The organism is Arthrobacter glycogeni (assembly GCF_054511155.1).
In genome coordinates this window covers 1-21,481 of the sequence record NZ_JBTNDE010000031.1, presented here as the reverse complement: position 1 = coordinate 21,481, position 21,481 = coordinate 1, and the positions used below count along the sequence as shown (strand labels likewise).

Annotated in this window: 24 protein-coding genes and 1 pseudogene; 10 read left to right on the top strand and 15 right to left on the bottom strand. The window is 61.6% G+C overall.

Annotation, left to right across the window (positions count from 1 at the left end; all coding sequences use genetic code 11):
- The 4 genes from ACX80O_RS15820 to ACX80O_RS15805 all read left to right on the top strand — a co-directional run.
- Window positions 1-124: HAMP domain-containing protein (locus ACX80O_RS15820; RefSeq protein WP_459334040.1), on the top strand; the 124-nt coding region annotated here is incomplete at its 5' end.
- Complete coding sequence (locus tag ACX80O_RS15815; protein ID WP_459334039.1) at window positions 81-407, top strand: transposase; 327 nt, start codon at window positions 81-83, stop codon at window positions 405-407. The genes ACX80O_RS15820 and ACX80O_RS15815, both read left to right, overlap by 44 nt.
- 73 nt (window positions 408-480) lie before the next feature.
- Window positions 481-888: a hypothetical protein gene (locus tag ACX80O_RS15810; RefSeq protein ID WP_459334038.1), complete on the top strand. Its 408-nt coding sequence runs from the start codon at window positions 481-483 to the stop codon at window positions 886-888.
- Between the two features lie 10 nt (window positions 889-898).
- A complete protein-coding gene (locus ACX80O_RS15805; protein WP_459334037.1) occupies window positions 899-1,654 on the top strand; it encodes a hypothetical protein in 756 nt (251 codons plus the stop codon).
- A gap of 1,121 nt (window positions 1,655-2,775) precedes the next feature.
- On the opposite strand, the gene ACX80O_RS15800 is transcribed toward ACX80O_RS15805, so the two are convergent.
- From ACX80O_RS15800 to ACX80O_RS15760, 9 genes are all read right to left on the bottom strand, one after another.
- A complete protein-coding gene (locus tag ACX80O_RS15800; RefSeq protein WP_459334036.1) occupies window positions 2,776-3,270 on the bottom strand; it encodes a hypothetical protein in 495 nt (164 codons plus the stop codon).
- Between the two features lie 235 nt (window positions 3,271-3,505).
- Window positions 3,506-4,003, bottom strand: coding sequence for a hypothetical protein (locus ACX80O_RS15795; RefSeq protein WP_459334035.1), 498 nt, complete (start codon window positions 4,001-4,003; stop codon window positions 3,506-3,508).
- A 515-nt stretch (window positions 4,004-4,518) separates the two neighbouring features.
- Entirely contained in the window at window positions 4,519-6,003 is a 1,485-nt protein-coding gene (locus ACX80O_RS15790) for a multicopper oxidase family protein (RefSeq protein WP_459334034.1), read from the bottom strand.
- The gene (locus ACX80O_RS15785) at window positions 6,000-6,266 is read right to left on the bottom strand and encodes an SHOCT domain-containing protein (protein WP_459334033.1); all 267 of its coding nucleotides are present in this window, start codon (window positions 6,264-6,266) and stop codon (window positions 6,000-6,002) included. Before ACX80O_RS15785 ends, ACX80O_RS15790 begins: the two co-directional genes overlap by 4 nt.
- Window positions 6,267-6,558: 292 nt before the next feature.
- Entirely contained in the window at window positions 6,559-7,581 is a 1,023-nt protein-coding gene (locus tag ACX80O_RS15780; RefSeq protein WP_459334032.1) for a HoxN/HupN/NixA family nickel/cobalt transporter, read from the bottom strand.
- A 180-nt stretch (window positions 7,582-7,761) separates the two neighbouring features.
- A complete protein-coding gene (locus tag ACX80O_RS15775; protein ID WP_459334031.1) occupies window positions 7,762-9,114 on the bottom strand; it encodes a rhodanese-like domain-containing protein in 1,353 nt (450 codons plus the stop codon).
- Between the two features lie 599 nt (window positions 9,115-9,713).
- Window positions 9,714-10,010: a rhodanese-like domain-containing protein gene (locus ACX80O_RS15770; protein WP_459334030.1), complete on the bottom strand. Its 297-nt coding sequence runs from the start codon at window positions 10,008-10,010 to the stop codon at window positions 9,714-9,716.
- A gap of 99 nt (window positions 10,011-10,109) precedes the next feature.
- Entirely contained in the window at window positions 10,110-11,036 is a 927-nt protein-coding gene (locus ACX80O_RS15765; RefSeq protein ID WP_459334029.1) for a sulfite exporter TauE/SafE family protein, read from the bottom strand.
- The gene (locus ACX80O_RS15760; RefSeq protein ID WP_459334028.1) at window positions 11,033-11,689 is read right to left on the bottom strand and encodes a rhodanese-like domain-containing protein; all 657 of its coding nucleotides are present in this window, start codon (window positions 11,687-11,689) and stop codon (window positions 11,033-11,035) included. Before ACX80O_RS15760 ends, ACX80O_RS15765 begins: the two co-directional genes overlap by 4 nt.
- A gap of 172 nt (window positions 11,690-11,861) precedes the next feature.
- Here ACX80O_RS15760 and ACX80O_RS15755 point away from each other — a divergent pair, with 172 nt between their 5' ends.
- The 4 genes from ACX80O_RS15755 (at window position 11,862) to ACX80O_RS15740 (ending at window position 13,448) form a co-directional block, all read left to right on the top strand.
- Complete coding sequence (locus ACX80O_RS15755) at window positions 11,862-12,008, top strand: hypothetical protein (RefSeq protein WP_459334027.1); 147 nt, start codon at window positions 11,862-11,864, stop codon at window positions 12,006-12,008.
- Window positions 12,009-12,156: 148 nt separating this feature from the next.
- Window positions 12,157-12,414: a metal-sensitive transcriptional regulator gene (locus ACX80O_RS15750; RefSeq protein ID WP_196823241.1), complete on the top strand. Its 258-nt coding sequence runs from the start codon at window positions 12,157-12,159 to the stop codon at window positions 12,412-12,414.
- Between the two features lie 63 nt (window positions 12,415-12,477).
- Window positions 12,478-12,894 carry a DUF302 domain-containing protein gene (locus ACX80O_RS15745; protein ID WP_459334026.1) on the top strand — a complete coding sequence of 139 codons (417 nt, stop codon included), beginning with the start codon at window positions 12,478-12,480 and terminating at the stop codon, window positions 12,892-12,894.
- Between the two features lie 149 nt (window positions 12,895-13,043).
- Entirely contained in the window at window positions 13,044-13,448 is a 405-nt protein-coding gene (locus ACX80O_RS15740; protein WP_459334025.1) for a DUF2243 domain-containing protein, read from the top strand.
- Between the two features lie 154 nt (window positions 13,449-13,602).
- Here ACX80O_RS15740 and ACX80O_RS16705 read toward each other — a convergent pair.
- Window positions 13,603-13,761, bottom strand: a pseudogene (locus ACX80O_RS16705) (DUF8730 family Cys-rich protein); the annotation flags it as partial.
- Window positions 13,762-14,111: 350 nt separating this feature from the next.
- Between ACX80O_RS16705 and ACX80O_RS15735 the strand changes: the two are divergent.
- Together ACX80O_RS15735 and ACX80O_RS15730 are read left to right on the top strand one after the other, a co-directional pair.
- Window positions 14,112-14,255, top strand: coding sequence for a hypothetical protein (locus ACX80O_RS15735; protein ID WP_459334024.1), 144 nt, complete (start codon window positions 14,112-14,114; stop codon window positions 14,253-14,255).
- Window positions 14,256-16,101: 1,846 nt separating this feature from the next.
- Window positions 16,102-16,803, top strand: a complete 702-nt coding sequence (locus ACX80O_RS15730) for a hypothetical protein (RefSeq protein ID WP_459334023.1) — start codon at window positions 16,102-16,104, stop codon at window positions 16,801-16,803.
- Between the two features lie 158 nt (window positions 16,804-16,961).
- On the opposite strand, the gene ACX80O_RS15725 is transcribed toward ACX80O_RS15730, so the two are convergent.
- The 5 genes from ACX80O_RS15725 to ACX80O_RS15705 form a co-directional block, all read right to left on the bottom strand.
- Window positions 16,962-17,807, bottom strand: a complete 846-nt coding sequence (locus ACX80O_RS15725; protein ID WP_459334022.1) for an endonuclease/exonuclease/phosphatase family protein — start codon at window positions 17,805-17,807, stop codon at window positions 16,962-16,964.
- A 103-nt stretch (window positions 17,808-17,910) separates the two neighbouring features.
- Window positions 17,911-18,303, bottom strand: coding sequence for a hypothetical protein (locus ACX80O_RS15720; RefSeq protein ID WP_459334021.1), 393 nt, complete (start codon window positions 18,301-18,303; stop codon window positions 17,911-17,913).
- 47 nt (window positions 18,304-18,350) lie between these two features.
- Window positions 18,351-18,962 (bottom strand): ECF RNA polymerase sigma factor SigK, encoded by a 612-nt coding sequence (locus ACX80O_RS15715; protein WP_459334020.1) that lies wholly within the window; start codon window positions 18,960-18,962, stop codon window positions 18,351-18,353.
- A 628-nt stretch (window positions 18,963-19,590) separates the two neighbouring features.
- Window positions 19,591-20,208, bottom strand: coding sequence for a helicase associated domain-containing protein (locus tag ACX80O_RS15710; RefSeq protein ID WP_459334019.1), 618 nt, complete (start codon window positions 20,206-20,208; stop codon window positions 19,591-19,593).
- 423 nt (window positions 20,209-20,631) lie between these two features.
- Window positions 20,632-21,481 (bottom strand): Crp/Fnr family transcriptional regulator (locus ACX80O_RS15705; protein WP_459334018.1); only part of this gene is annotated, 850 nt, incomplete at its 5' end.

Genomic DNA, 21,481 nt, shown 5'->3' with positions numbered 1-21,481 from the left:
GAACGAACGCGTCGAAGTCCCTGCCACCCGCGACGAAATCGAGCACCTGGCCGCCACCATGAACGAAATGCTCGGACGCCTTGAATCGGCAGACCAGGCGCAGCGCCGTTTACGCGACCCATAAACACCAGAACGTGGTGGACTGGCTGGCTGAAAACCCCCGGGTGAGCATGCATTTCACCCCGACCAGCTGTTCCTGGCTGAACATGGTGGAGATCTTCTTCGGGATCATCACCCGCCAATGCCTCAAACGCGGGGAATTCAGCTCAATCAAGGACCTCGAAGACACCATGGAACGCTACATCGAGAACTACAACCAAGACGCCAAACCATTCACCTGGACCAAATCAACGGAGTACCTCCTGGGCAAGATGAAACGCAAACAAACCATTAACACGGAACACTAGCGAAGTCCGCCCAGCTACGCCGCTACCCGCCTACGACTCCGAAGGCCGGGGCAGTCTCGGCCAGGGGAGCAGTATGATCCTGTTGGCTGCGACTTCCAAGAGCGACTGGGCGGCTTATGCGCTGATGGTCCGCCAGCTTGCGGCCACCGCTAAAGCGATTCACGATATGCACAAAGCCACCGCAGACCTTAACCGGGTTAGAAGTTTATCAGCGTCAGTGATCGCCGCGTCGAGGGCCGTCGAAGCCAGCGCACCAGGGCAGACCGTGAAGCCCGCGCAGCCGGAACGTATGACTATCGAGAAGCTACGCGAACGCCGCCCTGGACTTGATGAGGAAACTCTGAGAGCACGCTTGTTTGTTGAACGTGCCCGCGAAGGCGCACCGATACCGGCGACGCTGACACGCGGCCAGAAGCCAACCGAGCACGCCGCACCAGCACGCGGACCAGAACAAGACAGTCAACGAGGGATCGAGAGATAGGGGATAGCTCATGAGCGAATCGGACGGAATTGATGATGCAGTAGAAGGCGGATTCCGTGCCGGCCTGATGGCAGCGGCACGGATCGGAGAGCAGCTAGCGAGGATGCGCGAAGAACAACAGCGCAGCATCCAACAGGCAGAAGAAGCACGGGCCAGGGAACTCCAGGACCGATTCAATGCCTCCCAAGCAGCAGCCCGCGCCCAGCTCGACCCGGTAGGCCGGGATGAATGGTGGGACAAGGCCACCCCCGACATGATCGAACGCGCCCACGAGACAGCAGAAGCGTGGAAAGGCTACGACCCGGTTGCAGCCGAGCACGCAGGGACAATCAGGGATCAGGTACAGGACCGCTACGGGATCGACGTTAACAACCCCGGAGCCACCGAGCAGGACATTTCCTCAGCCGTCACCCAAGCCCAAGCAGCACGCCAGCAAGCCGAGAACGAACGCTCCAACGCCTTCGCAGCACGCGGCGACGAAGTAAAAGCCGGCGTAGGCGTAGCAGGCGCGAACCGCGAGGACCGGGCACGCGCCAACAACTCAGCAGAGCCAGCCTATGACTCACCGGAGCGGCGTCAGCAGCTCGCCAAAAGCCTAGAGAACCATCCAGACCGCGAGGCCGTCAACGCCCGACTCATGGCCGACAGGCACCAAGGAACACCACCAAGCGCAGCAGTGAACTCCCATCCGACCGTGGGTAAAATCTCCAAAATGAAAAGTCCGGTTAGAGGTAGGACCGTCGAGCGTGGCCGGTTGGAACGCTAATCAGCGGTGGATGATTTTTTAGGTTTGCCGTTCATTGGGGCATAGTCACCGGCCATCTTCTTCGTCACTGCCCTGCGCTCACTCATCGAAAGCTCCATTGATCAGGCCTACCCGAACCCAGTCCCCAAAAGAACCCCTTCAGGCGGAGGTATTAGCTGAGTCAACGCGAAGGCCTATTCATCGAAGAAGTCCGGCCCTAAACTGAGGCGGGTCGTTTGATGAGGAGAGCATCATAAATATTGATGACGTATCGGCAGCTTGGCGCGGCTGGTGCTGCGGCCATTTTCCTGTTTGCGCCCCGGTAGACGGCAAGCCTTGACAGCAGATCCATACCCACGATCCTCACCCCTGCCAGCCGTAGTTGTCCCGGCCGGACCATGCTGAGCCATGCTGGGCTAACCGGGCAGTGGCGGTACGGCCGATAGGCTTTACGTAGGAGAGCTACTCTCTTCGATTCACACCTTTGGAGGCACAATGAACATCCGCCTACGTGCTGCTGCGCTACTCGTACTGCCCACTCTGATCATGACCCTATTCGGTGTGACCGCAGCCTCGGCCGAGGGACCGAGACCAGGCTGCGGCTACGGCGACACTAACCATGCACATCAAGCCGCCCCGGGCCGTGATCCGCTGAACCTTCGTCCCGGCAACGGTTCCGGCGACCACAACCACCCACACACAGCCCCTCCCGGTCAGGCACCGGAAGACGGCGGCGACCAAAGCGGACCCATGCGCGGCTGTCCAGCAGACAAACGCAGCTGACACACCCCAGCTGAAGGGTTGATGGTGGCCTTGCCAGCGGCGAATCGTGAGGGCAGTTACACCCTCATGATTGGTCCGGTGTTTGCGGCGTGGTAATCCTCCACGTTGTCCACTACCAGTGCAATGGTTTCCCTGGTTCGGATATTGAAGGTTCCGTGGGTCTCCCGATGACCTGGCGGAGTGACACTATGGCTGGAGTACTACGGGTGAGTGGACCATCGAGCCGTCAATGGTGAGATGTTACCCGGTCCAGAGGGACTTCAAATAAACCAGCCAAACGCTCTGACAAACCCGCTAGGAGCACCCGAGGCCAACGGGAGTGGATGGGCGGTTGCCCAGTAGATGAATCGACCAGCTAGCTACTGGGCAACGGCGGTGATTGGGGTCGGTTCGCGGTGCCAAGGAGGTGTGCTGAGGAGGAAGACCGTAGCGGCGATCATCACTCCAGCGGCGAAGATGGTGTCCAGATGGGTCGACAGAGCGGTGCCGTTGTACATGGTGATGCCCACCGCCAGCAATGACGCTGCCAAAAGGATAAGCGCGACCCAATGCTGGCGGCGCAATCCCACCAGAACCAAAAGGGCGGGGATCGCGTACCAGATCATGCTCGCCGTTCCCATCGAATTGATCTGAGTGATCACGCTGCCACTGCCCGGTATTGAGGCGACGAGCGGGCGGAAGAACATCGAGGCGCAGTGCAGGATCAGCCCCAGCACACCCAGAACGGTCAGAACGAGATCCAGTGGGGTCAACCGTTGCGTGACCCGTTGAAGGGGTAGACCGGGTATCACCAGTCGGAGGACCAGCAAGACAGCGGCGATTCCAAGGAGGGTCAGGACAAAAGAAGTGGACATGGAATCACCCTACGGGAGCGCCGCCAGCCGAAGTGGGTCCTGGATTGCAGAGCTACCCTCCGGTCGGACCTACCGCCGTCGATATCAGCGGTTGAGTACAGCGGCCCCAGCGAGCCGCAATGAACTCGACGGCCTCGGCCAGAAGTGCGGGAAAGCCCAGAGCCCGGCAACCTGTTAATCGGCGACTGCCACAGTGGCCCCCAGCGTTACTCGCCGCAGGTCATCCGCGAAAGAATCAGCGAACGTGGAAGCCCGCCTCGGTCACGGGGACCGTTTCGACCCTGCCACCCCCACAGCTGGCTGCTCCGGGACCGATCTGGGGGAGTGAGAAGTTCTGCACACCTTCTGTGTCGAGGGTGAAAGCTACCGTCTTGCCGTCGAGGACAACGCCGGTGGCCGTTTCGCCCTTGGTGATGGTTCCACTGACTTCTGTCTGGCCGTCATTGAACTCCAGGCATGTCACCCGGGCTGTGAAGTGAGATAGCCCCGACGGGCTCTGATGTGTGAAGGACAAGCGCCCGGTGGCCACACCGTCGCTGCCGAGTTTGCCTTCAACTGACAACCTACGCTGGTCCTCCGGCAGGGAACTCACGGCTGCCCCATTGATACGATGAACTTCCTGGGCGCTGGCGCTGGTGCGGGGGGTACCTTCCGCGTCCGCAAAAGCCGGACTCGGAGCGAGTAAGGCCAAGACGGCGATGCTCATTGGGGCGAAGAAGGTTCGTAGCCGCACGATAGTCTCCTGAATGGGATGGATGATGCATGAGCCGCTCACTCTATACACGCATCGAGTCGAGGTTCTGTAATCCAGCATACTGACGCCGATCTACCTTACCCCTCCCTTTGACGGCATGATTCGCTAGGCGGGACTGGATGATCTAGTCCTCTGCGGGCGTCTCGCAAACTTGTCTCGCCGTGTTTCGTTTCAAAAGTGCTGTCGCTAGAACTTTGTGAGTCAGAATGACGGCATGAGGCATCTTGAATTCACCGGGAACGCGGGTGGTTTCTTCGTGCTCAAAGATGCTATCAGCCACGCCCAGCGATGCCCTCGGGCCGAAACGTCGGATGATCTGATTTTGCTGTGCGGCGCGATCCCTGTCGCACCTAGAACTGTACTGCTTGTCGGCTAATACCCGGTGATCCTCCTGGCGCCCCTATGGGACCGGATCGTGCCTGAGGTCCGCTGTCTTCGGGCACAGCTATCGGCATTAGGCCGGGCAGCGACATCGCGCTCCGGCGGCCCTAGCCTCAGCGAGCTTCGACGATGCCCATCATTCCTTGGTCCTCGTGGTCGAGGATGTGACAGTGATAGACGGTTCGTCCGGAAAAGTCATCGAAGGCGATAAGGACTTTCACCTGCTCGAAGGCTGGGACGTTGATGACGTCCTGCCACCTCGGCTCCGATACGTCGCGGTCACCGTCCTCGATAATCTGCATGGGCCACACATGCAGATGCACGGGGTGGTCCATGGGGCTGGAGTTGGTCAGGGTCCATTCCTCCACGGCCCCAGCCGCCACCGGGGTATCAGTCCGGGCGGGATCGAACTCCCGGCCGTTGATGGTAAAAGCCATCATGGTGCCCTCACCGTGGCTTCCACCGCCCATGCTGCCGGCCATTCCCATGGCGAAATCCAAAGTGTGGCGACCGGTGACCGGTTCCCCGCGCAGATCCCGCAGCGCAGGGCCCGCTGGCACGGGCTCCGGCGTCTGCACCGGATCACCAGACACCTCGAAGGTGAGGAGCTCGATCGCCTCCCCGTTGCCTGGACCGTTTCCGCCCATCATGGCCCCGCCCATCATCTCGTCCATGCCACCGCGGTCCACCGGTGCCGCGACCAGAGTGGAGGAGCCCTCGGTGGTATCGACGAGCAGCTCGATGCGGTTGCCCGGGGCGATCACCACGTCGGTGGTCTTCTCAGGGGTCGGCAGGCGCCCGAGGTCACGGCTGAGCAATCGGACCTGTTGGCCTTCCAGCTGCAGGCGCAGGTACCGGGAGGGGCAGGCGTTGACGATCCGCCATCGCTCCCGTTCCCCCGGTGCGGCGTCCAGTCGCGGGCGGACCTGGCCATTGACGAGCACGGCCTCACTCTCCCGGCCCATCATCTGCTGCATCTGGTCGACCTTAGCGAGGTTACCAGAGGAGCCCAGCGACAGGTCCGAGACCACCATGACCCGCTCCCGGGTCACCGGAATCACCTCGGGGTCCTCCACCACGATCACCCCATATAGACCGGCGGCGACCTGATCGGCCACATGGCCGTGGCGGTGCGGGTGGTACCAGTAGGTGCCCGGCGGGTGGTCCTCGGGCAGGACGAACTCATAGTCGAAGGACTCTCCCGGGCTGATGCTCAGGAACGGGTTGTCGCCGTTTCCATCAGGTGAGACGTGCAGCCCGTGCACGTGCAGGTTCGTGGGGGCCTGAAGCCCGTTGGTCATCGCCACCCGTATCGTGTCACCGGGCGCGACGCGCAGGGTCGGGCCCGGCAGGGACCCGTTGAAGGCCAACACAGAGGCTTCACGCCCACCGACCTGGACACGTGCCGGGGCGGCCTCCAGATCTAGTTCCAGTACGCCGTCACGGCTGGCCAGCACTGGGGGCTCGACCAGTTCTTCACCGCCTGCGTATCCGGGATCATTGCTGGTGGTCCACCACAGTCCCGCCCCGCCGAGGGCTGCGGCACCGGCCCCGGCCGCACTGAGAGCCAGCAGTTGGCGGCGGGTCAGCGGACTCACCGGCCGTCTTCCTCCAGGATCCTCAGCCGCTCCCGGTATTCCTCAGTGCTCAGTTCCCCGCGGGCGTAGCGCTCTTCAAGGATCTGCCTTCCCCGGCCAGGGTCCACGCTCGGTTCGCGGCGGGCGTCGGGACTGGCATTGTGTGAGGACTTACCGGAGAGGGCCTTCACCAAGACGACCACCAACACGATCACCCCCACGAGCACCAGCAGCCCGAACATCCACATCAATCCCATACCGCCCATACCATTGCCGTTCCACATGATCGTGCTCCTTAATCTCTCGTCGTACACGGTCGAATCTCTAGCAGTTACGCGCCTTCTGCCATAAATGCCTCACATCAGCCTTGATCCTTGAGGGCCAAGAATATCTACCGGGGACAACGTCCGGCCTGGGCCTACTCCGAACCGAAGTGCCCGCCCGCAGGGCTGGCCCACCGCGGTGGGCTCAGTCCGTTGTTTAGGGGCTCGCGGCCTCAGCAACGGGATGCGGCCCGGGTTGCATGCAACTGGGGTGCCCTGGCATTTTTTGTGACGAGGTTCATGGCTGAATGCGTTATGGCCGGGGTCCCCGGGTGAGGGGAACGCTAGAGGGGATGACCCGGCGTGCTGCGGCAGTGGCCATCCAGATCAAGGCAAAGAAGACGACCGCGGTGATTCCAAGGAAATTCAGGTCTATGGTGGTGAGCGCCTCCAGGATTCCGCCGGAAGGTTGGAGCACCTCTGCGGCCACGGAAAGCAGGCCCGTCCCGCCGATGAGCAGGGCGATGAACACAGAGACACCGGTGAGAACGAGGTTGTAGTCAACCGTGCGGCGGGCGTCGCCGCTGGCCCGGCTGTAGATTCGGGCCATCATCAGCCCGTCGGCGCTGTCGAAGGCGGTCATTCCTGCGGTGAACAGCACCGGCAACACCATCGCGGCGTACCAGGGCAGGGACGGGGCCAGCGTTCCGGCAACGACGAAAAGGCTGATGGAGGCCGCGGTGTCCAGGCCGAGCCCGAAGAGGAACCCGACCGGGTACATCTTCACGGGACGGTCCACTGTCCGGGTGAGCGGGTGCAGCACCCGGTGCAACACTCCGCGCCGGTTCAGGTGGGTGTGCAGCTCGGCCTCATCGACCGGTGCGTTCCTCATCGTGCGGCGCAACCGGTGTAGGGACCGCAGCGCCGGCATGTTCAAGATCCCTGCGGTGAGCAGGAACAGCCCGGAGACGTTCCCGCCCCAGATCCCGGCGGCCTGGCGCAAGGTGGAGTTCTCATCGGCCAGGCCCCCGGCGAAGACCTCCACGCCCAGGGCCAGCAGGAGCACGGAGAGCACGACCACGGAAGAGTGTCCCAGAGCGAACCAGAATCCGGTGGTCACGGTGGCACGGCCCCGGGTGAGGAACTGGCGGGTGGTGTTGTCAATGGCGGCGATATGATCGGCGTCGAAGGCGTGACGAACGCCCAGGGCGTAGGCGCCCACGGCCAGGCCCAGAAGCAAACCCGGGTTGGCTCCGGCGGCCTCCTGAGCCGGCAGCAACCAGCCGAACAGGGTCCCCCACCCGGCTACGTGCAGTCCCAGGACGGTGACGCCCATACCGGTCAGGCTACGTGTCTGGTTCCGGGGTGGAGCTACGGCAAGGCTGGCCATCTGCGCCCTTTCTGGTTTGTTGGATTTAGACAGGGAAGGTCACCGGCGTGGGCGGGGTGGGCAGGGTGCCCCTTGCCCGCCCGCCGGGTTCGAGGCGAAGACCAGGCTGTAGCGGCCGGGGGTGGGTCAGCTGGCCGTGGGTAGGCCGGCGTCGGCGGCCTCGTCGAACATCGCGTCGATGTGCACCGGTTCCTTGCCTGCACGTTCGAGCAGGCTGGCGGCCACTCCGGAGCGGTAGCCGGAGCCGCAGTGCACCCACAGTCGGCCGGCGGGCACCTCGTCCATGCGGGTGACGAGCTCGTGCAGCGGAATATTCACCGCACCCTCGATGCGGGATGCCTCGTACTCCTCCACCCGGCGCACGTCCAGGATCGTTTCCCCGGCAGGGCGGTCGGCCAATACGCCGTCCCATCCAACCCGCGGGTAGGACGTCACTGGCACGTCCGGGGTTAGCTCGGCGAGGTTCTCGCCCACTGCCGCATCGGGTGAGTCGATGCCGATTCTGGACAGGTCGCGAATCGCGTTCTCCACGTCATCGCGGGAACCGACGAGAGTGAGTTGCTGGTCATAGGGGAAGACCCAGCCCAGGAAGGTGGTGAAGCTTACCCCGTTGCCGTACTCAAAGCTGATGGTCCCCTTCAGGTGCTCAGCGGAGTAAGCCACCCGGTTACGCAGGTCCACCACCCACTCCCCAGCCTCCAGACGTGCCTTCAGCTCCGCCGGATCCAGAGAATTGGGAACTTCGAGGTTGGGCTCGGTGGGGCCGGCAGCGTTGGCCGGTCCCATGTGCACGTAGTAGCTCGGGTAGGCGCTCAGGTTGGCGATGAGCTCGGTGACGAAGTGTTCCTCGTCGCCCTCGGTGTAGACGTGGTTGGTGGAGAACTGCTCGCCCAGGGTAGATTCTGAGGCCCCTGTTGCCGGGCCGGAAGAGCAGAAGGAACCGAACCCGTGAGTCGGGTAAAGGGCTGCCTTTTCTGTTGCCTCTTTCGCCAGGCGGCGGGCGGAGGCCCACTGGTCGTGGGTCAGCCCGACCGTGTGCTCGGAGCCGAGCAGATCGGTGCGGCCCACCGAGCCGTAGAGAACGCTGCCTCCGGAGAACACGGCCTGCTGCCCGTCGTGCTCGACGATGAAGGAGAGGTGGTGGTGGGTGTGGCCGGGTGTGGCCACCGCCTTGACCGACAGCTCGCCGACCTGCACGGTTTGCCCGTCGGCGATCGGGGTGCGTTCGAAGGACACGTCATCGGCGGCGTTGACCAGGTAATCGGCCCCGTACTTCCGGGCCAGGATGAGCCCGCCGGTGACGTAGTCGTTGTGGATATGGGTTTCAGCCACGTGGGTGAGCTTCACGCCCGCTTCTTCCACGATGGCCTCGACGCGGTCGACGTCGCGCTGGGCGTCGATGACCAGGGCTACGTGCCCGTCGTGGATCAGGTAGCTACGGTCCCCGAGCTGCGGGGTGTCAATGACAATAACGTCCATGGTTTCTTTCTCCTCAAAATGGCGGGGGTTGTTGCTCTGTGAAGGAACCACAAACAACAATACCCATAGGGGTATACGACTGGTCAAGCTGGGCTTGTTCATCCCTGTCAGGCTGGGTCCGTCTATCTGGTTCGGCGGAACTTGTTCAGCACTGTCCCAAGGGATCAGGAAGAAGGTCTTTTCGGGCGGTCAGCGGGGACGCTTTTAGTAGCTGTGGCATAAGTGACCGGGTATCCGCTGCGATACCATTCGGTGATGTCGATGTGCGCCGGCTCCTTGCATGCACGTTCAATCCGCCGGCGACGTTCACCGCGTCGAATCCATCCTCAGTGAGAAGTGAGACGGCTTGAGTGCTCCGTTTTCCGATCCGCACATGACGTACATGGTGGCATTAGGGGAAGGGACGTCAGGTTCGAGGCAGTTCATCCAGAGGAACATTCCGGCTTCCCGGACCGTGGGCTTGGGTGTATTCGCTCCTGCCCCGCACATCGAGCAAGGGCACGCCCGGCCACTTATTCTTCAATTCGTTGGGGCCTATGCTGTGCCTTCGCGCTCTTTTCAGCCAGACGTAGGTAGGGCTTTGGGGCCTGGGAAAGGCTTTAGGTGGTGGGCAGGCCGGCCTCTTGCCAGGCGGTCATGCCCCCCGCCATGGTGTCTGCAGTAAAACCGGCCTCATTCAAGGCGTCTGCAGCGGTGGCGCTGCGGTTTCCGCTACGGCAGATAGCGATCACCGGTACGGTTCGGTCGAGTTCGGACAGGCGTGCACCCAAGTCTCCCAGTGGGATGTGCAGAGCACCGGGAATTGTTCCCTGGGCGACTTCAAAGCCCTCCCGGACATCGATCATCTGATCCGTGCTACGGCGCTTCTCGGCTTCGGTAATGGTAATTTCGGACATCGGTTGCCTCCTGGTTGGTTTCTGGTGCGGTTGTTGATTCGTTTTTGGTGCGATTGTTCTTTGGCGAGGGAGTTCTTCGGTGAAGCGATAGGTCTTGGCTCAGGCGGTTGAATGTTTCGCTCGCCCGGAGCCTCGGTTGCGGTGCTCGTTGTCGCGGGCCCGTGCCCTGATGGGGCATGTGCGAACGAAGAACCAGCAGATGGCGGCGGCGAGCACGGCCAGGGTAGCGACACCACTGAGGATGATCCAGCGCAGATCCTCAGGGGCCTGCTGGGTCAGGACGAAGGTGCCCATGGCCAGGACGAACCAACCGAACGCTTTTCGGAGGGCGGCTTCGGGAATGCGGCCTGCGAGTTTGGAACCGATGAGCGTTCCCACGATCGCAGCTGCCGTGACAGCCAGGGTCAGGCCCCAGTCCAGGTGGACAGTGGTGAGGTAACCGGCGAGTCCGGCGAAGGACTTCATCGCAATAACGACCAATGAGGTTCCGACGGCGATTGACATCGGCAGGCCGCCCAGCAGGGCCAGGGCGGGAACGACGAGGAATCCACCGCCGGCACCGACCAGGCCGGTGACAAGCCCGACGACGGCTCCGTCCAGTAGCACCCGGCCCAAGGGGAGTTCGTGTTTCACCGGTTCGGCGGTGCCATCCCCACCAGTTTTTTTCCTGCCGCGGAGCATTGCTATGGCGGTGGCTACCATCATGATGGCGAAGGCAATCAAGAGGATCTGACCGGGAATCTGGCCGCCCAGCAGGCCGCCAACGAAGGCGCCGACCATGCCGGCGGCGCCGAAAGTCAAGCCGGTACGCCACATCACCCTGCCACCGCGGGCATGGCTGATCACGCTTACCGCCGAGGTGACTCCGACAACGAACAGGGACGCAGCGATCGCTTCCTTAGCTTCGAATCCGGCCACATACACCAGGATCGGGACGGTCAGAATCGATCCACCGCCACCCAGGACACCTAGCGAAAGCCCGATAAGCACCGACAGGCTGAGCACGAGGATCAGGGTTGTGGTCATGAGGCGCGCGCCTGCCCTGTCATAGAATTGGCGCCGGTGTTAGCGCCGGACGTGGAATCGGCGCTGGGAAGTTGCAAGATAGCTGCCTCCCGGGTTGGCTCCTGTGCGGTCTTGTTCCAGGGCATGGCCGAGAGGGCCTTACCCATGGCGCAGGTGTTTGTGGCGGCCGAGAACGTCAGGCCGGTGCCGATCGCCGCTGCAAGCAGGCGCAGTTTCGGTGAGACGAACTGCCCTCCTGCCAGGCCCAGGACAACTAGGGAGCCCGCCGTGAGCCGGACCTGACGCTCAAGGGCCCAGCGTTGCTGGCCGCGGATTACTTCGCCGCCGGCAGTAGCGAATCCAGGCACACCCCCGGTCAGGACGTACGCCGTATCGATACCTGCGCCACCGAGGCGCTGGCGGGCCTGTTCGGCGCGGACCCCGGACTGGCAGACCAGGACTACCCGGCTGCCCAGCCGTGCCGCCAGCTCGTCCGTGTGCTCGGACAGCAACGAAAGCGGCACATTATATGAACCGCGGATATGCATGGTTTCGAACTCAGCAGCCGACCGCACATCGAGGATCACAAGGTCCTCATGCTCGGTAATCCAGGAACTCAGTTCCTGCGGATCAAGAGCCGTTACAGCGGGAACGGAAGTGGTCGAAGAAGTCATGAAGGTCCTTTCAAAAACCAGAAGTTCAAAATACGTGGTCGAGTATTCCATATACCCAGGGGGTATGCAAATAACCCCCTGGGGTATAAAATGGCTACTGAAACAGTGGTCATTATCCGACGGAGTCTGGTACTGACTGAACCAGCAACCGAGAACGAGGATGAAGAGGAATATGAGCACCACACCCAACCAGCCAGCAGACCGAACACCTGGCACGGCCCCGAACGAAGTCTTCAGTGCCGCATCCGAAGCGCAGGTCAGCCGGATCGTTCTGGGCCCGAAAGTCCACGGTCTTGACGGGTTGCTGAAGGGCCCCTAATTGACGGTCGACTTATACGAGGACCACAGCGGCGGCGCACCTTACTTAGGCGCACCCAGACGGCAAGGCCCGCCCGGATCACACGAGCGACCCCTACACCCTAGGGGGTATATAATGACATTGACACTGATCCTAGGCGGAGGCCACCATGCAACTTGATTCAACCGAACTGACACCGGTTATCAACCGGCTCAAGCGGGCCCAAGGGCAGTTGGCCGCCGTGACCCGGATGATGGAGGAAGGCCGCGACTGCAAGGACGTCATTACCCAGCTCGCTGCGGTCTCCAAGGCGCTGGACCGGGCCGGATTCGCCATCATCGCCACCGGTCTTCAACAGTGCATCACCCAGGAAGACGCCAGCATGGACAAAAAGGACCTGGAGAAGCTGTTCCTTTCCCTCGCCTGAACTGCCACCATCGAAGATGACCAGGAAGCGAATACCCGCCAGAACGTATTGGAAGGAGCAGGCATGACCTATACCCACAGCATCGTAGTGTCAGCAGCTTACGAGGAAGCAGTGCAGAAAACCCGCGAAGCGCTGGCCGAGCAGGGCTTCGGCATCCTCTCTGAGATCGACGTCCGCGCAACCTTCGAAACCAAACTTGGTGCCGAGGCAGGGCAGGGCCTCGGTGATTATGTGATCCTCGGAGCATGCAATCCACAGCTTGCCAGTCGCGCCTTGGCGGCCGAACCGGACCTCGGCGCGCTGCTACCCTGCAACGTCGTCGTACGCCGCGGGCCCGACGCCACGCAAACCACAATCCAGGCCATCGACCCCCAGACCATGGTCCAGCTCAGCGACAGTCCAGCCGTACAGGACGTGGCCAATGACGCCGACACGCGACTGCGTGCCGCGCTGGCCTCCCTCGAAGGCAAACCTGCCTAAAGAGGCATCAGCGGGACCAGCACTTTTTCGGAAGTGAACAGATATGACCGGTAACGTAGCTTCAGCTGACCTGCGTGCAGCGATAGTGCAGGCGTCCCGTCGGGTGCACTGGGCGGGGTCCGGGCGGGAATGAAAACCCAGCGGCACCGATGCGTGACCGCCAGGACCACCGTGCGGCGTCGCCGCCGAAAGCATCGGGATTACTGTTCGGGCTTTGTTTCGGTGGTTTCATCGACGGTATTGCACTGCACCAGATCCTGCAATGGCACCACATGGTCAGCGCCGTCGATGGTTATTCCGTAGCAACGGCGGGGCTGGAAATCAATACGCTGGCCGACGGGTTTTTTCACATTGCGACGTGGCTTTTCGTCCTGGTCGGCTCTGTTGCTGCCGTGAGGGCTTGGCGGCAGCACTGGGCAGCGCCGAGCTGGAGTTTCCAGGTGGGTCTGATGCTTACAGGGTGGGGAATATTCAACCTTGTAGAGGGCCTGATCAACCACCAGCTGCTGGGGGTTCACCACGTCCGTGACGACCTGCGATCCCCACTTTCCTGAGATGTAGGATTCCTAATTTTCGGCGCGCTCCTCATCCTCGGCGGATGACTGCTGTACCGACACGGCAGACGCACCCTCCAGGCCAGGGTGGGCCGAACCGACTGGCGGGACTGATCCACCGGCCTACGCACCCCCGGCAGAGCCAGCGCGGTGAGAACAGCCGGGAAAAGAATCCGCCTCTAGTCTTGGGCTCGTTCTGGTGCCCGCGGCACCTCTGGGCAGCCGGCACTCCCCGTAGGACCTGGTGCACATGCTGACCGCACCCGGCCCAGGTGGTTTTTCCACATTTTTTGCATATCACGGCACGGCACATAACGTCTTTCTCTCGCCGTCGACTGGCACCATCCTGATACCCCCTAGGGTATAGGGTATGTTGAGGACGGCAAAATGGAAGGCATCCGATAGTAACGAACCCAAAGCGGTCCAGACCTGCAACAGAGATCGCCACCTTGGGACGCGTCGAGCTGGAGCGAGCCGCGCGACTGCGCCGCCCCGGCCGGTGGCAGCTACAAGCCGCCATCGCCGCCTGCCACACGGATGCCGAAACCGCGGCCGCGACCGACTGGCTGCAGGTGCTTGTGCTGTATGACCTGCTGCTCGGCTACGACGCGTCGCCCGTTGTGCGGCTTAACCGTGCCGTCGCCCTGGAGGGCAAGCTGTCGCGTGCCCACCTCTGGCATGCCGTGCGCGCACCTGCTGCGTCGGCTCGGACGCGACGACGAGGCTTTCGCCTCGGATCTGCGCGCCCTCGAACTGACAGCGAACGACGCAGAGCGTCGACTCCTCGCTGCCCGCACCGGTCGGTGACCGTTCGGGTGCGCGGCCGGAGCTACGGGATGACGGTGTCAACGAGATGTCCAGCCTTATCGGACCGGGGCGCCGACGTGTCGCGTTCGCTTGCAGGTGCTGGTCGTTGCTCGATCACTCTGCCTCCGCCAAGGGAACACGACCCCCCTAGTCATGCACCCAACCGTACGGTCCGAACAGAGTGAAAAGCGTTCGGTGGTCTCAGATCAACCCGTCACCCTGGGTCCTGATGACCTTGACAAGGCCAACCGTGGACCAGGACCTATGGCGTGACGTGATAAACCCTTGTGAGTGTTTGGTTAAAGCGTGAGATCTTTCCCATCAAGCTTTCCGCGGCGGAAATACAGAGGCGGATGAATTATGCTCCTAAGTTCCCTTTCTGCCAGTCGTGGGAACGATATGGTTGCGTACCAGTGGCGCCGCCGCAGGTCGCCGCCTTTTCAGTAAGTCCATTTGAGGGAAAAGTGAAACGCCCATCGCTCAGATTACTGCTGGTTCTGGATTCCGGTTTCATGGATCTGTCTGAATTCATGGGCGGGCCTTGCGTTGTGCCGATCGCCGAACTGTCACCGAGATGTAGCCACTTCTTTAGTCACGTAGTTTCTTTCTCGCATATCCATGAGATGTTCGGAAAGGAGAAATGATTTCCATGACGGTGATCTATGTAGCACCTGTGAAAGGCGGTCTTGCTGGTAGCTATCCAGTCCAGTCGCGAGGGCTTTTGAACGCACCGACGTCGGGTCTGGCAGACCGTCATGGGGCATGGGGTTGCTCGCTCGACAGGGGCGCACACGGCCATCAAATGCGGGTCAGGGGAGGGCAAAAAAAAGGGGGTGTGCACAATGTGCACACCTTGGGTGTCGGACTGGGGCGTATCGGGGCCGGATTGGGCCGGTTTGGGGAGGTTTTCGGGGGAGGCCAGTGTTTGCAAGGGGGTGAAGCCGGTTCAAGTCCCATTTCGGGCACGTGTTTTCCCTTGTCAGAGGCTCTTTTGGCCTCTGGCTGTGCACAAACCGGCTCATATTGTGAACATGGGTGGGACCGTTTTGGTGGCTGTGTTGTGTGGTCCAGTGGTTGGGTTGCCCCTTTCGCTTGTGAAGCCCTTGCTGGCCTTCTTACTTATTCATGGAGGAGTTGCGGTGGTGATACATGACTTTGGTAAAAGTTTTTCACCGAGTTCCCCTCCTGGTGGGGAGGAACGCTCGGGAGGTAGCTAACCGTGTCGCTCCTTGATGCCGTTCTGATAGAGGATTCACTGCTGGGTACGAGGGGCCGGAGTGCAACTTGGGGAACCGGTAGCGGGCCGAAATTTCGCGAGGAAATAAGCGACGGAGGAGCGCCGAACGAAAATTTGGCCCACTCCCGGCGCCTCGCGCCCTGGTTGCGCGGAGGTCCCGCCCAGCGATGATGGGGATCAGAATGACGAACAGCGAAGATGCTTCTGGTCATTCATGGGTACGGGTTGCCGTCACGGCATGACGCCGGTAGTCCCGTTGTTCTGCTGAGAAGCTACCGTGTTCGAAGACAGCACCACGGCTCTTCTAGAGGCTCGCCACGTTCCTGCGGTTCGGCCGCACGGCCGGTGGCGCTTACCCCACCGCCTTTCCACCCGAAACAACGAGCAAGGTGAAGAGACGCTGCCTACAGCTCTTCCGGTGCCGTAAGGGGTGACGGCTCGGACCCACACCCGGAAGCCGGTGGACTATTAAAAATAGAACATACGTTTGATATTAGGAAGCGGAGTGTCCACCCGACGGCACGCCAGGTCAGCCGTCTGTTATGCCTGTTGAGACAGAAATACTACGGGCCCTGCTAACAGCTCGCGGACCTCAGTAGAGTCATCATCATGACCGATGGTGCGGGGGATCAGCTGATAGTCAGGCGTGCGGCCATCGCTGATCTGTTCCCTCTGAGTTGGAACATCTCACTGGCCTTGGCCCGCGGGAGAAGCCCTAAAGCCATGAGAGGCAAACGGGTGCGGGCAGTGCTGATGATGCCGGTCATGGTGCTCCTCTTTCTGGTTTACCTGCCGGCAGGGGATGTGATCACCACACCTGGCCGGGATGCTGTGATCTTTTTGACGGAGGCACGGAATCCGGTGAAAACTCTGCGGCGGGCCACAGCCATAGCTGCGGTCTTCCTGGGTATTATCGGCGGACTGTTTCTCTGGCTTATTGTGCTGACTGGTCTCGATGATGCGGTCCAGCCATGGGTGGGGTTACTGATACCGCTGTGGCTGATCATCGGGTTGGTACTTGTTGCATCCTCGACGGGAGGCAGCCTGTCCGCGGCGGTAGAAGCCATGTTGAGCCGGCCCGCCGGCCCGTACTGGGTGGCACAGGCACTAGCCTCGGCCTCCGGTACGGACCGGGACGGTCTGGTATTCGCGAAGGCAGCAATTGAGAGGTTCGTTCCCTCGGGCACCCCGATCCTGGTCACAGCGGCATCGGAGAAAATCACTGTGATCTATGAACGGTTCGGGTTCACCCGGCAGAAACCCGGAAGCCTTAACCTGATAGCCACCCGTGTCCAGGGAAGGAACCCCTAGCCCAGGACAGCGAAAGTCCACGCATCTGCCGACCCGAACCCCGGGTCAATAAACTCTGGGTCATGAACGGCCTGTGAGCTCAGACGGCCAGTTCTAGATGGTGAATTCTGTCCAGAGGGGGTAGCGGTCGGAGATCCGCCAAGACACCTCGTTCTTCGTCAGGTCGGTGAGGATGTGGGGCAGGAAGTCGATGTGCCCGGCCCCGCCGGTATAGGTGAGGGTGTGGAGCATGCTCGTGCCGTCGGGTTCGGAGAACCAGGCGATCTGGTCGTAGAAGTGCCTGGTATTGTGTTGTCGAAGATGGTCCGCGGCACAGTGTCCAGTTCCGTGGGCGCCCATAGCCCGGTGGACACGAATGCCTCATACAGGGGGTCCCCGATGCGGTCGAGGTTGAAGTCTCCCAGAACGAGGAGGTTCTCGTTCCAGTCATCGGGGCGTTCAGCCCAATCCCGCATCCACTGCGCGAACGCGGTCAGTTCAGGTAACCGGTCAGCGGGCCGCTCACCCCACAGCACGTGCACACTGGTCAGTACGAATCCGGTCTGCCCGCGGGTGAATCCGGCAGCGTACGGGGTCCGGGCGAATTGTGGGACCGGGCCGTCGGTTCCGGGTGGCAACACGATCTCACCGACCAGGCCCGAGGGTTGGACCCGGGCCGTGTCGTAGAGGTAGGTCAGGCGTTCACCGTTACCGGCAGCGCCTTCGGTGACATCGGAGGTGATAAACCGCCACCCCGGACCTAACAGGGACATCAGGTGGTGCAGGGCGGTGGTGTTCCGGCGGACCTCCTGCAGGGCGAGGACGTCGAAGCGGGATACTATTTCCGCGATGCACGCCATGGCGTGGAAATCCCGTTTGGGTGAATCCTGTCCCGCGGACGCCCACTTCATGGTCAGGTCCCCGAACGCGCGGACATTCCACGTTCCCACCAACAGGTTCGAGGCACTCTTCGCGGGCAGTGTCTCCTGCAACGCTGCCCGCAACCGGGCGACGTCCCGTGCCACCGCAGTGGGGGAGTACTTGTCATGAACACCATCGAATCACACCCACACCCCTCTCGGACCGCAGGCCGGCTATTAGCTGTCTACATGTGGGTGCGGTGGTGCTTTATCCGTTCGTGCCCGTTGGTGGGTCGATCTGGTCGAAGGCTGCCGAGAGTTCCTCAGCGCCTGGGAGGGCGTTGCGCTCCGCCGGCGGCAGGGATTCGTAGGTGTAGGTGGAGACCGTCATGGGTGAATCCGAGCGTCCCAGGGCGTACCGGACGGTGTGTTCGTTCTTGCTGCCGCAGAATGGGTTTCGGGCATTATCCAGTTGGTCGTCCACGTCAATGAGGTCGCGGATCGCTGCGCTGAGGAGTCGCTGTGCGTCTGCCGGAGGGTGTGCAGTTGGATCACCGATCGAACGGGCGCTAACGCTAGCTTCAAGGATGCTCAACACGGTGCGCACGAGGTGGGAGCGCGTTGACTCCAAATCGGGGAGGCGTCGTACCGGGTCACTCATTAGTAGGGTTTCCCCGTGGGATAGTACCAGGTTTTGTCCGGATGGATTCACTTGGTTTCGTCCCCGTCCAGGCAGGTTCGAAGGCTCTTGAGCCCGTCTCGGATTCTGCTTTTGATGGTCGGTAGCGGTATAGACAAATGGTCGGCGACTTCGCTGTAGGTCAGACCATCGTAGTAAGCAAGGTCGATCGCTTCACGCTGGCGAGGAGAGAGGATATCCAGGCACTGGACAACGGTTTGAGCTTCGATTCGCGTCGTCACGGTTTCGGCCACCACGTCGTAGTCCGGGCTGTGGCTCGCGGTTACCCAACGTGCTCCCCTGTTGATGATGGCTTGTTCTGAGCGGACTTTATCAACGGCCCGGCGGTGGGTGATCATCATCAGCCACGCTATGGCGCTGCCGAGGGCCGGATTATATTTGCGGGCGTCCTGCCACACGATCAGATAGATGTCCTGAGTCGTGTCCTGCGCTATTTCAGCGTTGACGATGGTCCGGCGAGCAAGCCCATAGACCCGGCGAGATGTTAAGCGATAGAAGTCCGCAAATGCTTCATGGTCTCCTTCCCCTATCCGGAGAAGAAGCCCTGATAGCCCTTCGTGTTCTCCAGGGTTCACGCCGGTGGGATTACTTTTGAATGCTTCCAACCTCAGGTGTTCCATAGGCCCGGCGTACTGTCCCGGATAGGGTTGAGCTGCGCGCCGCCGGATGTGTTCAAGACGATTCCCCCAGTGGTAGCTCGCCGTGCGGTCAGACGGAGCTCATAAACAACGGAGAGAGAACGGTAACCGAGGCCGTCCCTTTAGCCTAAGATACCGTATGAGATCTCAAAGGGGCCGGACTGGGCCACTAATCGCTCGACATGAGCCTTTCGGTGCCTGATAACGCTGTGGTCTGCGAACGACGTGCAGCGATGTCGTTCGTGTGCAACTCCACCACGACCTATGTTCGCGTCTCACACTGGTCAGTACGAAATCGGCCTGCCCGCGCGAGTGAATCCGGCGGATAAGGGGTCCGGGCGAATTGTGGGCCGGGGCGGTCTTCCCTCGGGTGGCAACACGATCTCGCCGACCAGGCCCGAGGGTTGGACCTAGGCCTGGTCGTACAAGTAGGTCAGGCGTTCACGGTTACCGGCAAGCGCCTTCGTCCCGGGCCACCGTAGTAGGGGGAGGGACTGCCCCGGATTACGTGTCCTGGCCATCATCGAATCACACCCGTACCTTTCGTGGACTGCGGACCGGTACGGACCGGGTGCTGGATGGTGCCGCGTGTTTCTTGGGGTAAGGGTTTTCACCGCCAGCCGGTATCCCATCCAGGAATGCGCTCATCTAGTAGCGTTCGCCGGATGGGATTCAAGGTGCCGCGGTGATGGAGGCCACGCTGGGTGACGAGCCACGTTGCCAAGGTGTTCTCGGACCGGCCGACTCCTCGTCGGAATCGGGGCGGGTGTCCTTCTCGGGCGATGACATCAGCGACTTCAGCCAGTCGCCGGTCCCATAGATGGGTTTCAACCTCGGGTCGTGGCGGACCGATCCAGTCTCCGAGGGCCGCCTGCAGCAGTTCCCTTCGGTGAGGGCTCATGGAGCCGTTACGGATTTGTTTGCGTTGGGCCGCGATCCACACAGCAAGCCGGTTCTCCACGGGGTCTTTGGAAAGAATGCGAGGCATTCGCTGGCGCCGTCGGCGGAACTCCTTGGCTTCCTTCAGCCTTGCGTCCCAGGAGAGCCGTGGCGGTTTTCGTAGCAGCTCGGCCGCTGTCGGGGGAGCGGGACGATCATTGAGGACCAGGCGTTTACCTGCGAGCTCAGGGTGAGTCTTCTCAAAACCTTGAATGACTCGGCGGACACGTTTGGTTGGCACCCGGCAGTACCGGGCGATCTGGTCGATGGTGAGCCCCTTCAGGTACATCAGCTTCCACTCCGCCGTGGAAACGCACGGACCTCAGTCTTCGGGGTCCTCCGCCTCGATACCTGCTGGAAGGGCCACGCCCACAGAATATTGCCATCAGCTGGTCAGCGAAAGGACCACCCAGTTATCACCACGCACATGTTTGCGAAACCAGCGGCGCTCAGTCCGCCTCACCCAGGCCCTCGCTGGGAAAGGAATCAACGCCTTGAACTAGAACCATCGACCAGGCGGCCAACTCCACCACAAACTCGCCACCAACGGTCACAAATACTGCCGCTTATGGTCAGTTCCTGATGGCCCTTGACATCCGGTCCTGTGGATTCATGGCCGCTAACAGATTCAGCGGACCGTAAGATTCCTTAGCGACGCGCGGTAAACCGAGGCCGGTTTTTCCGCGGCTCCGCTTAACCCGGGGCGGTTCAGTCATGTGGTTTTTCGTGCGAGCTGTCTTAGGCCGGGGAGGTCTTCGATGATGATCCTGCCGCGTCCTTGGCGGATGAGGTGGTGGGTTGCGAGGTCGGACATGGTTTTGCTGGTTGCTTCCCGGGTAACTCCGAGGAGTCCGGCGAGTTGTTCGTGGGTGAGCCGCACGGACAGGGAGCTGTTGAATCGGGGTTTGGGCGCGGATTCAGCTATTTTGAGCAGGGTCGAGGCTGCGCGGGCAGCTAGCGGCCGCAGCGCCATGTCGGTGAGTCGTTCCTCGAGCCGGGCGACCTGTTCGCCGAGCAGGCGTGAGATCTTGATGGCGACCTTGGGGTTGGAGAGTAAATGTTCCTCGACTTGGACCACGCTGAGCTGGCAAATTACTGACGTTTCGATGGCTTCGGCGTAATTGTCGTACATTCTTTGACCGACCAACAGCATTTCGCCGAAGACGGCGCCCGGTTCAAGAATCGCGATGGTGAGGGCTTTGCCGCCCTCTGTGACCCTGAAGACGCGGATTCTTCCGGCTTTGAGGATAAACAACGCGGTGACAGGTTGGCTTTGGCTAAAGACCAGTTCCCCGCTTGAGAAGGTCCGAGGCGGGGAGGCCCTGTCGATGGCCGCCATGTCCTCGGCCGTGAGGTCCGTGAAGAGTTCCACGGCGTTGAGGCAACTGAAGGGCTCACCTGGCATGTCCGTCAAAGGTTCGGCCTCCCGTTCGTGTGGCGCCCACGCTGTGTGGCCGCCAACGGTCGCCGCGATGATCGCGTTGGCGCATGCGTCCCCGACCGTCGTCGGGCCCACGGTAATGCTCAACGGCGTCGCTGGAGAACCGCGGTGGCGACAAGTC

What these genes read in the sequence shown, in the direction of transcription:
- ACX80O_RS15810 (WP_459334038.1), top strand. Translation starts at nt 481, where the DNA reads ATGATCCTGTTGGCTGCGACTTCCAAGAGCGACTGGGCGGCTTATGCG.
- ACX80O_RS15805 (WP_459334037.1), top strand. Translation starts at nt 899, where the DNA reads ATGAGCGAATCGGACGGAATTGATGATGCAGTAGAAGGCGGATTCCGT.
- ACX80O_RS15800 (WP_459334036.1), bottom strand. Translation starts at nt 3,270, where the DNA reads ATGTCCACTTCTTTTGTCCTGACCCTCCTTGGAATCGCCGCTGTCTTG.
- ACX80O_RS15785 (WP_459334033.1), bottom strand. Translation starts at nt 6,266, where the DNA reads ATGTGGAACGGCAATGGTATGGGCGGTATGGGATTGATGTGGATGTTC.
- ACX80O_RS15780 (WP_459334032.1), bottom strand. Translation starts at nt 7,581, where the DNA reads ATGGGCGTCACCGTCCTGGGACTGCACGTAGCCGGGTGGGGGACCCTG.
- ACX80O_RS15775 (WP_459334031.1), bottom strand. Translation starts at nt 9,114, where the DNA reads ATGGACGTTATTGTCATTGACACCCCGCAGCTCGGGGACCGTAGCTAC.
- ACX80O_RS15770 (WP_459334030.1), bottom strand. Translation starts at nt 10,010, where the DNA reads ATGTCCGAAATTACCATTACCGAAGCCGAGAAGCGCCGTAGCACGGAT.
- ACX80O_RS15765 (WP_459334029.1), bottom strand. Translation starts at nt 11,036, where the DNA reads ATGACCACAACCCTGATCCTCGTGCTCAGCCTGTCGGTGCTTATCGGG.
- ACX80O_RS15760 (WP_459334028.1), bottom strand. Translation starts at nt 11,689, where the DNA reads ATGACTTCTTCGACCACTTCCGTTCCCGCTGTAACGGCTCTTGATCCG.
- ACX80O_RS15755 (WP_459334027.1), top strand. Translation starts at nt 11,862, where the DNA reads ATGAGCACCACACCCAACCAGCCAGCAGACCGAACACCTGGCACGGCC.
- ACX80O_RS15750 (WP_196823241.1), top strand. Translation starts at nt 12,157, where the DNA reads ATGCAACTTGATTCAACCGAACTGACACCGGTTATCAACCGGCTCAAG.
- ACX80O_RS15745 (WP_459334026.1), top strand. Translation starts at nt 12,478, where the DNA reads ATGACCTATACCCACAGCATCGTAGTGTCAGCAGCTTACGAGGAAGCA.
- ACX80O_RS15740 (WP_459334025.1), top strand. Translation starts at nt 13,044, where the DNA reads ATGCGTGACCGCCAGGACCACCGTGCGGCGTCGCCGCCGAAAGCATCG.
- ACX80O_RS15730 (WP_459334023.1), top strand. Translation starts at nt 16,102, where the DNA reads ATGACCGATGGTGCGGGGGATCAGCTGATAGTCAGGCGTGCGGCCATC.
- ACX80O_RS15720 (WP_459334021.1), bottom strand. Translation starts at nt 18,303, where the DNA reads ATGAGTGACCCGGTACGACGCCTCCCCGATTTGGAGTCAACGCGCTCC.
- ACX80O_RS15715 (WP_459334020.1), bottom strand. Translation starts at nt 18,962, where the DNA reads ATGGAACACCTGAGGTTGGAAGCATTCAAAAGTAATCCCACCGGCGTG.
- ACX80O_RS15710 (WP_459334019.1), bottom strand. Translation starts at nt 20,208, where the DNA reads ATGTACCTGAAGGGGCTCACCATCGACCAGATCGCCCGGTACTGCCGG.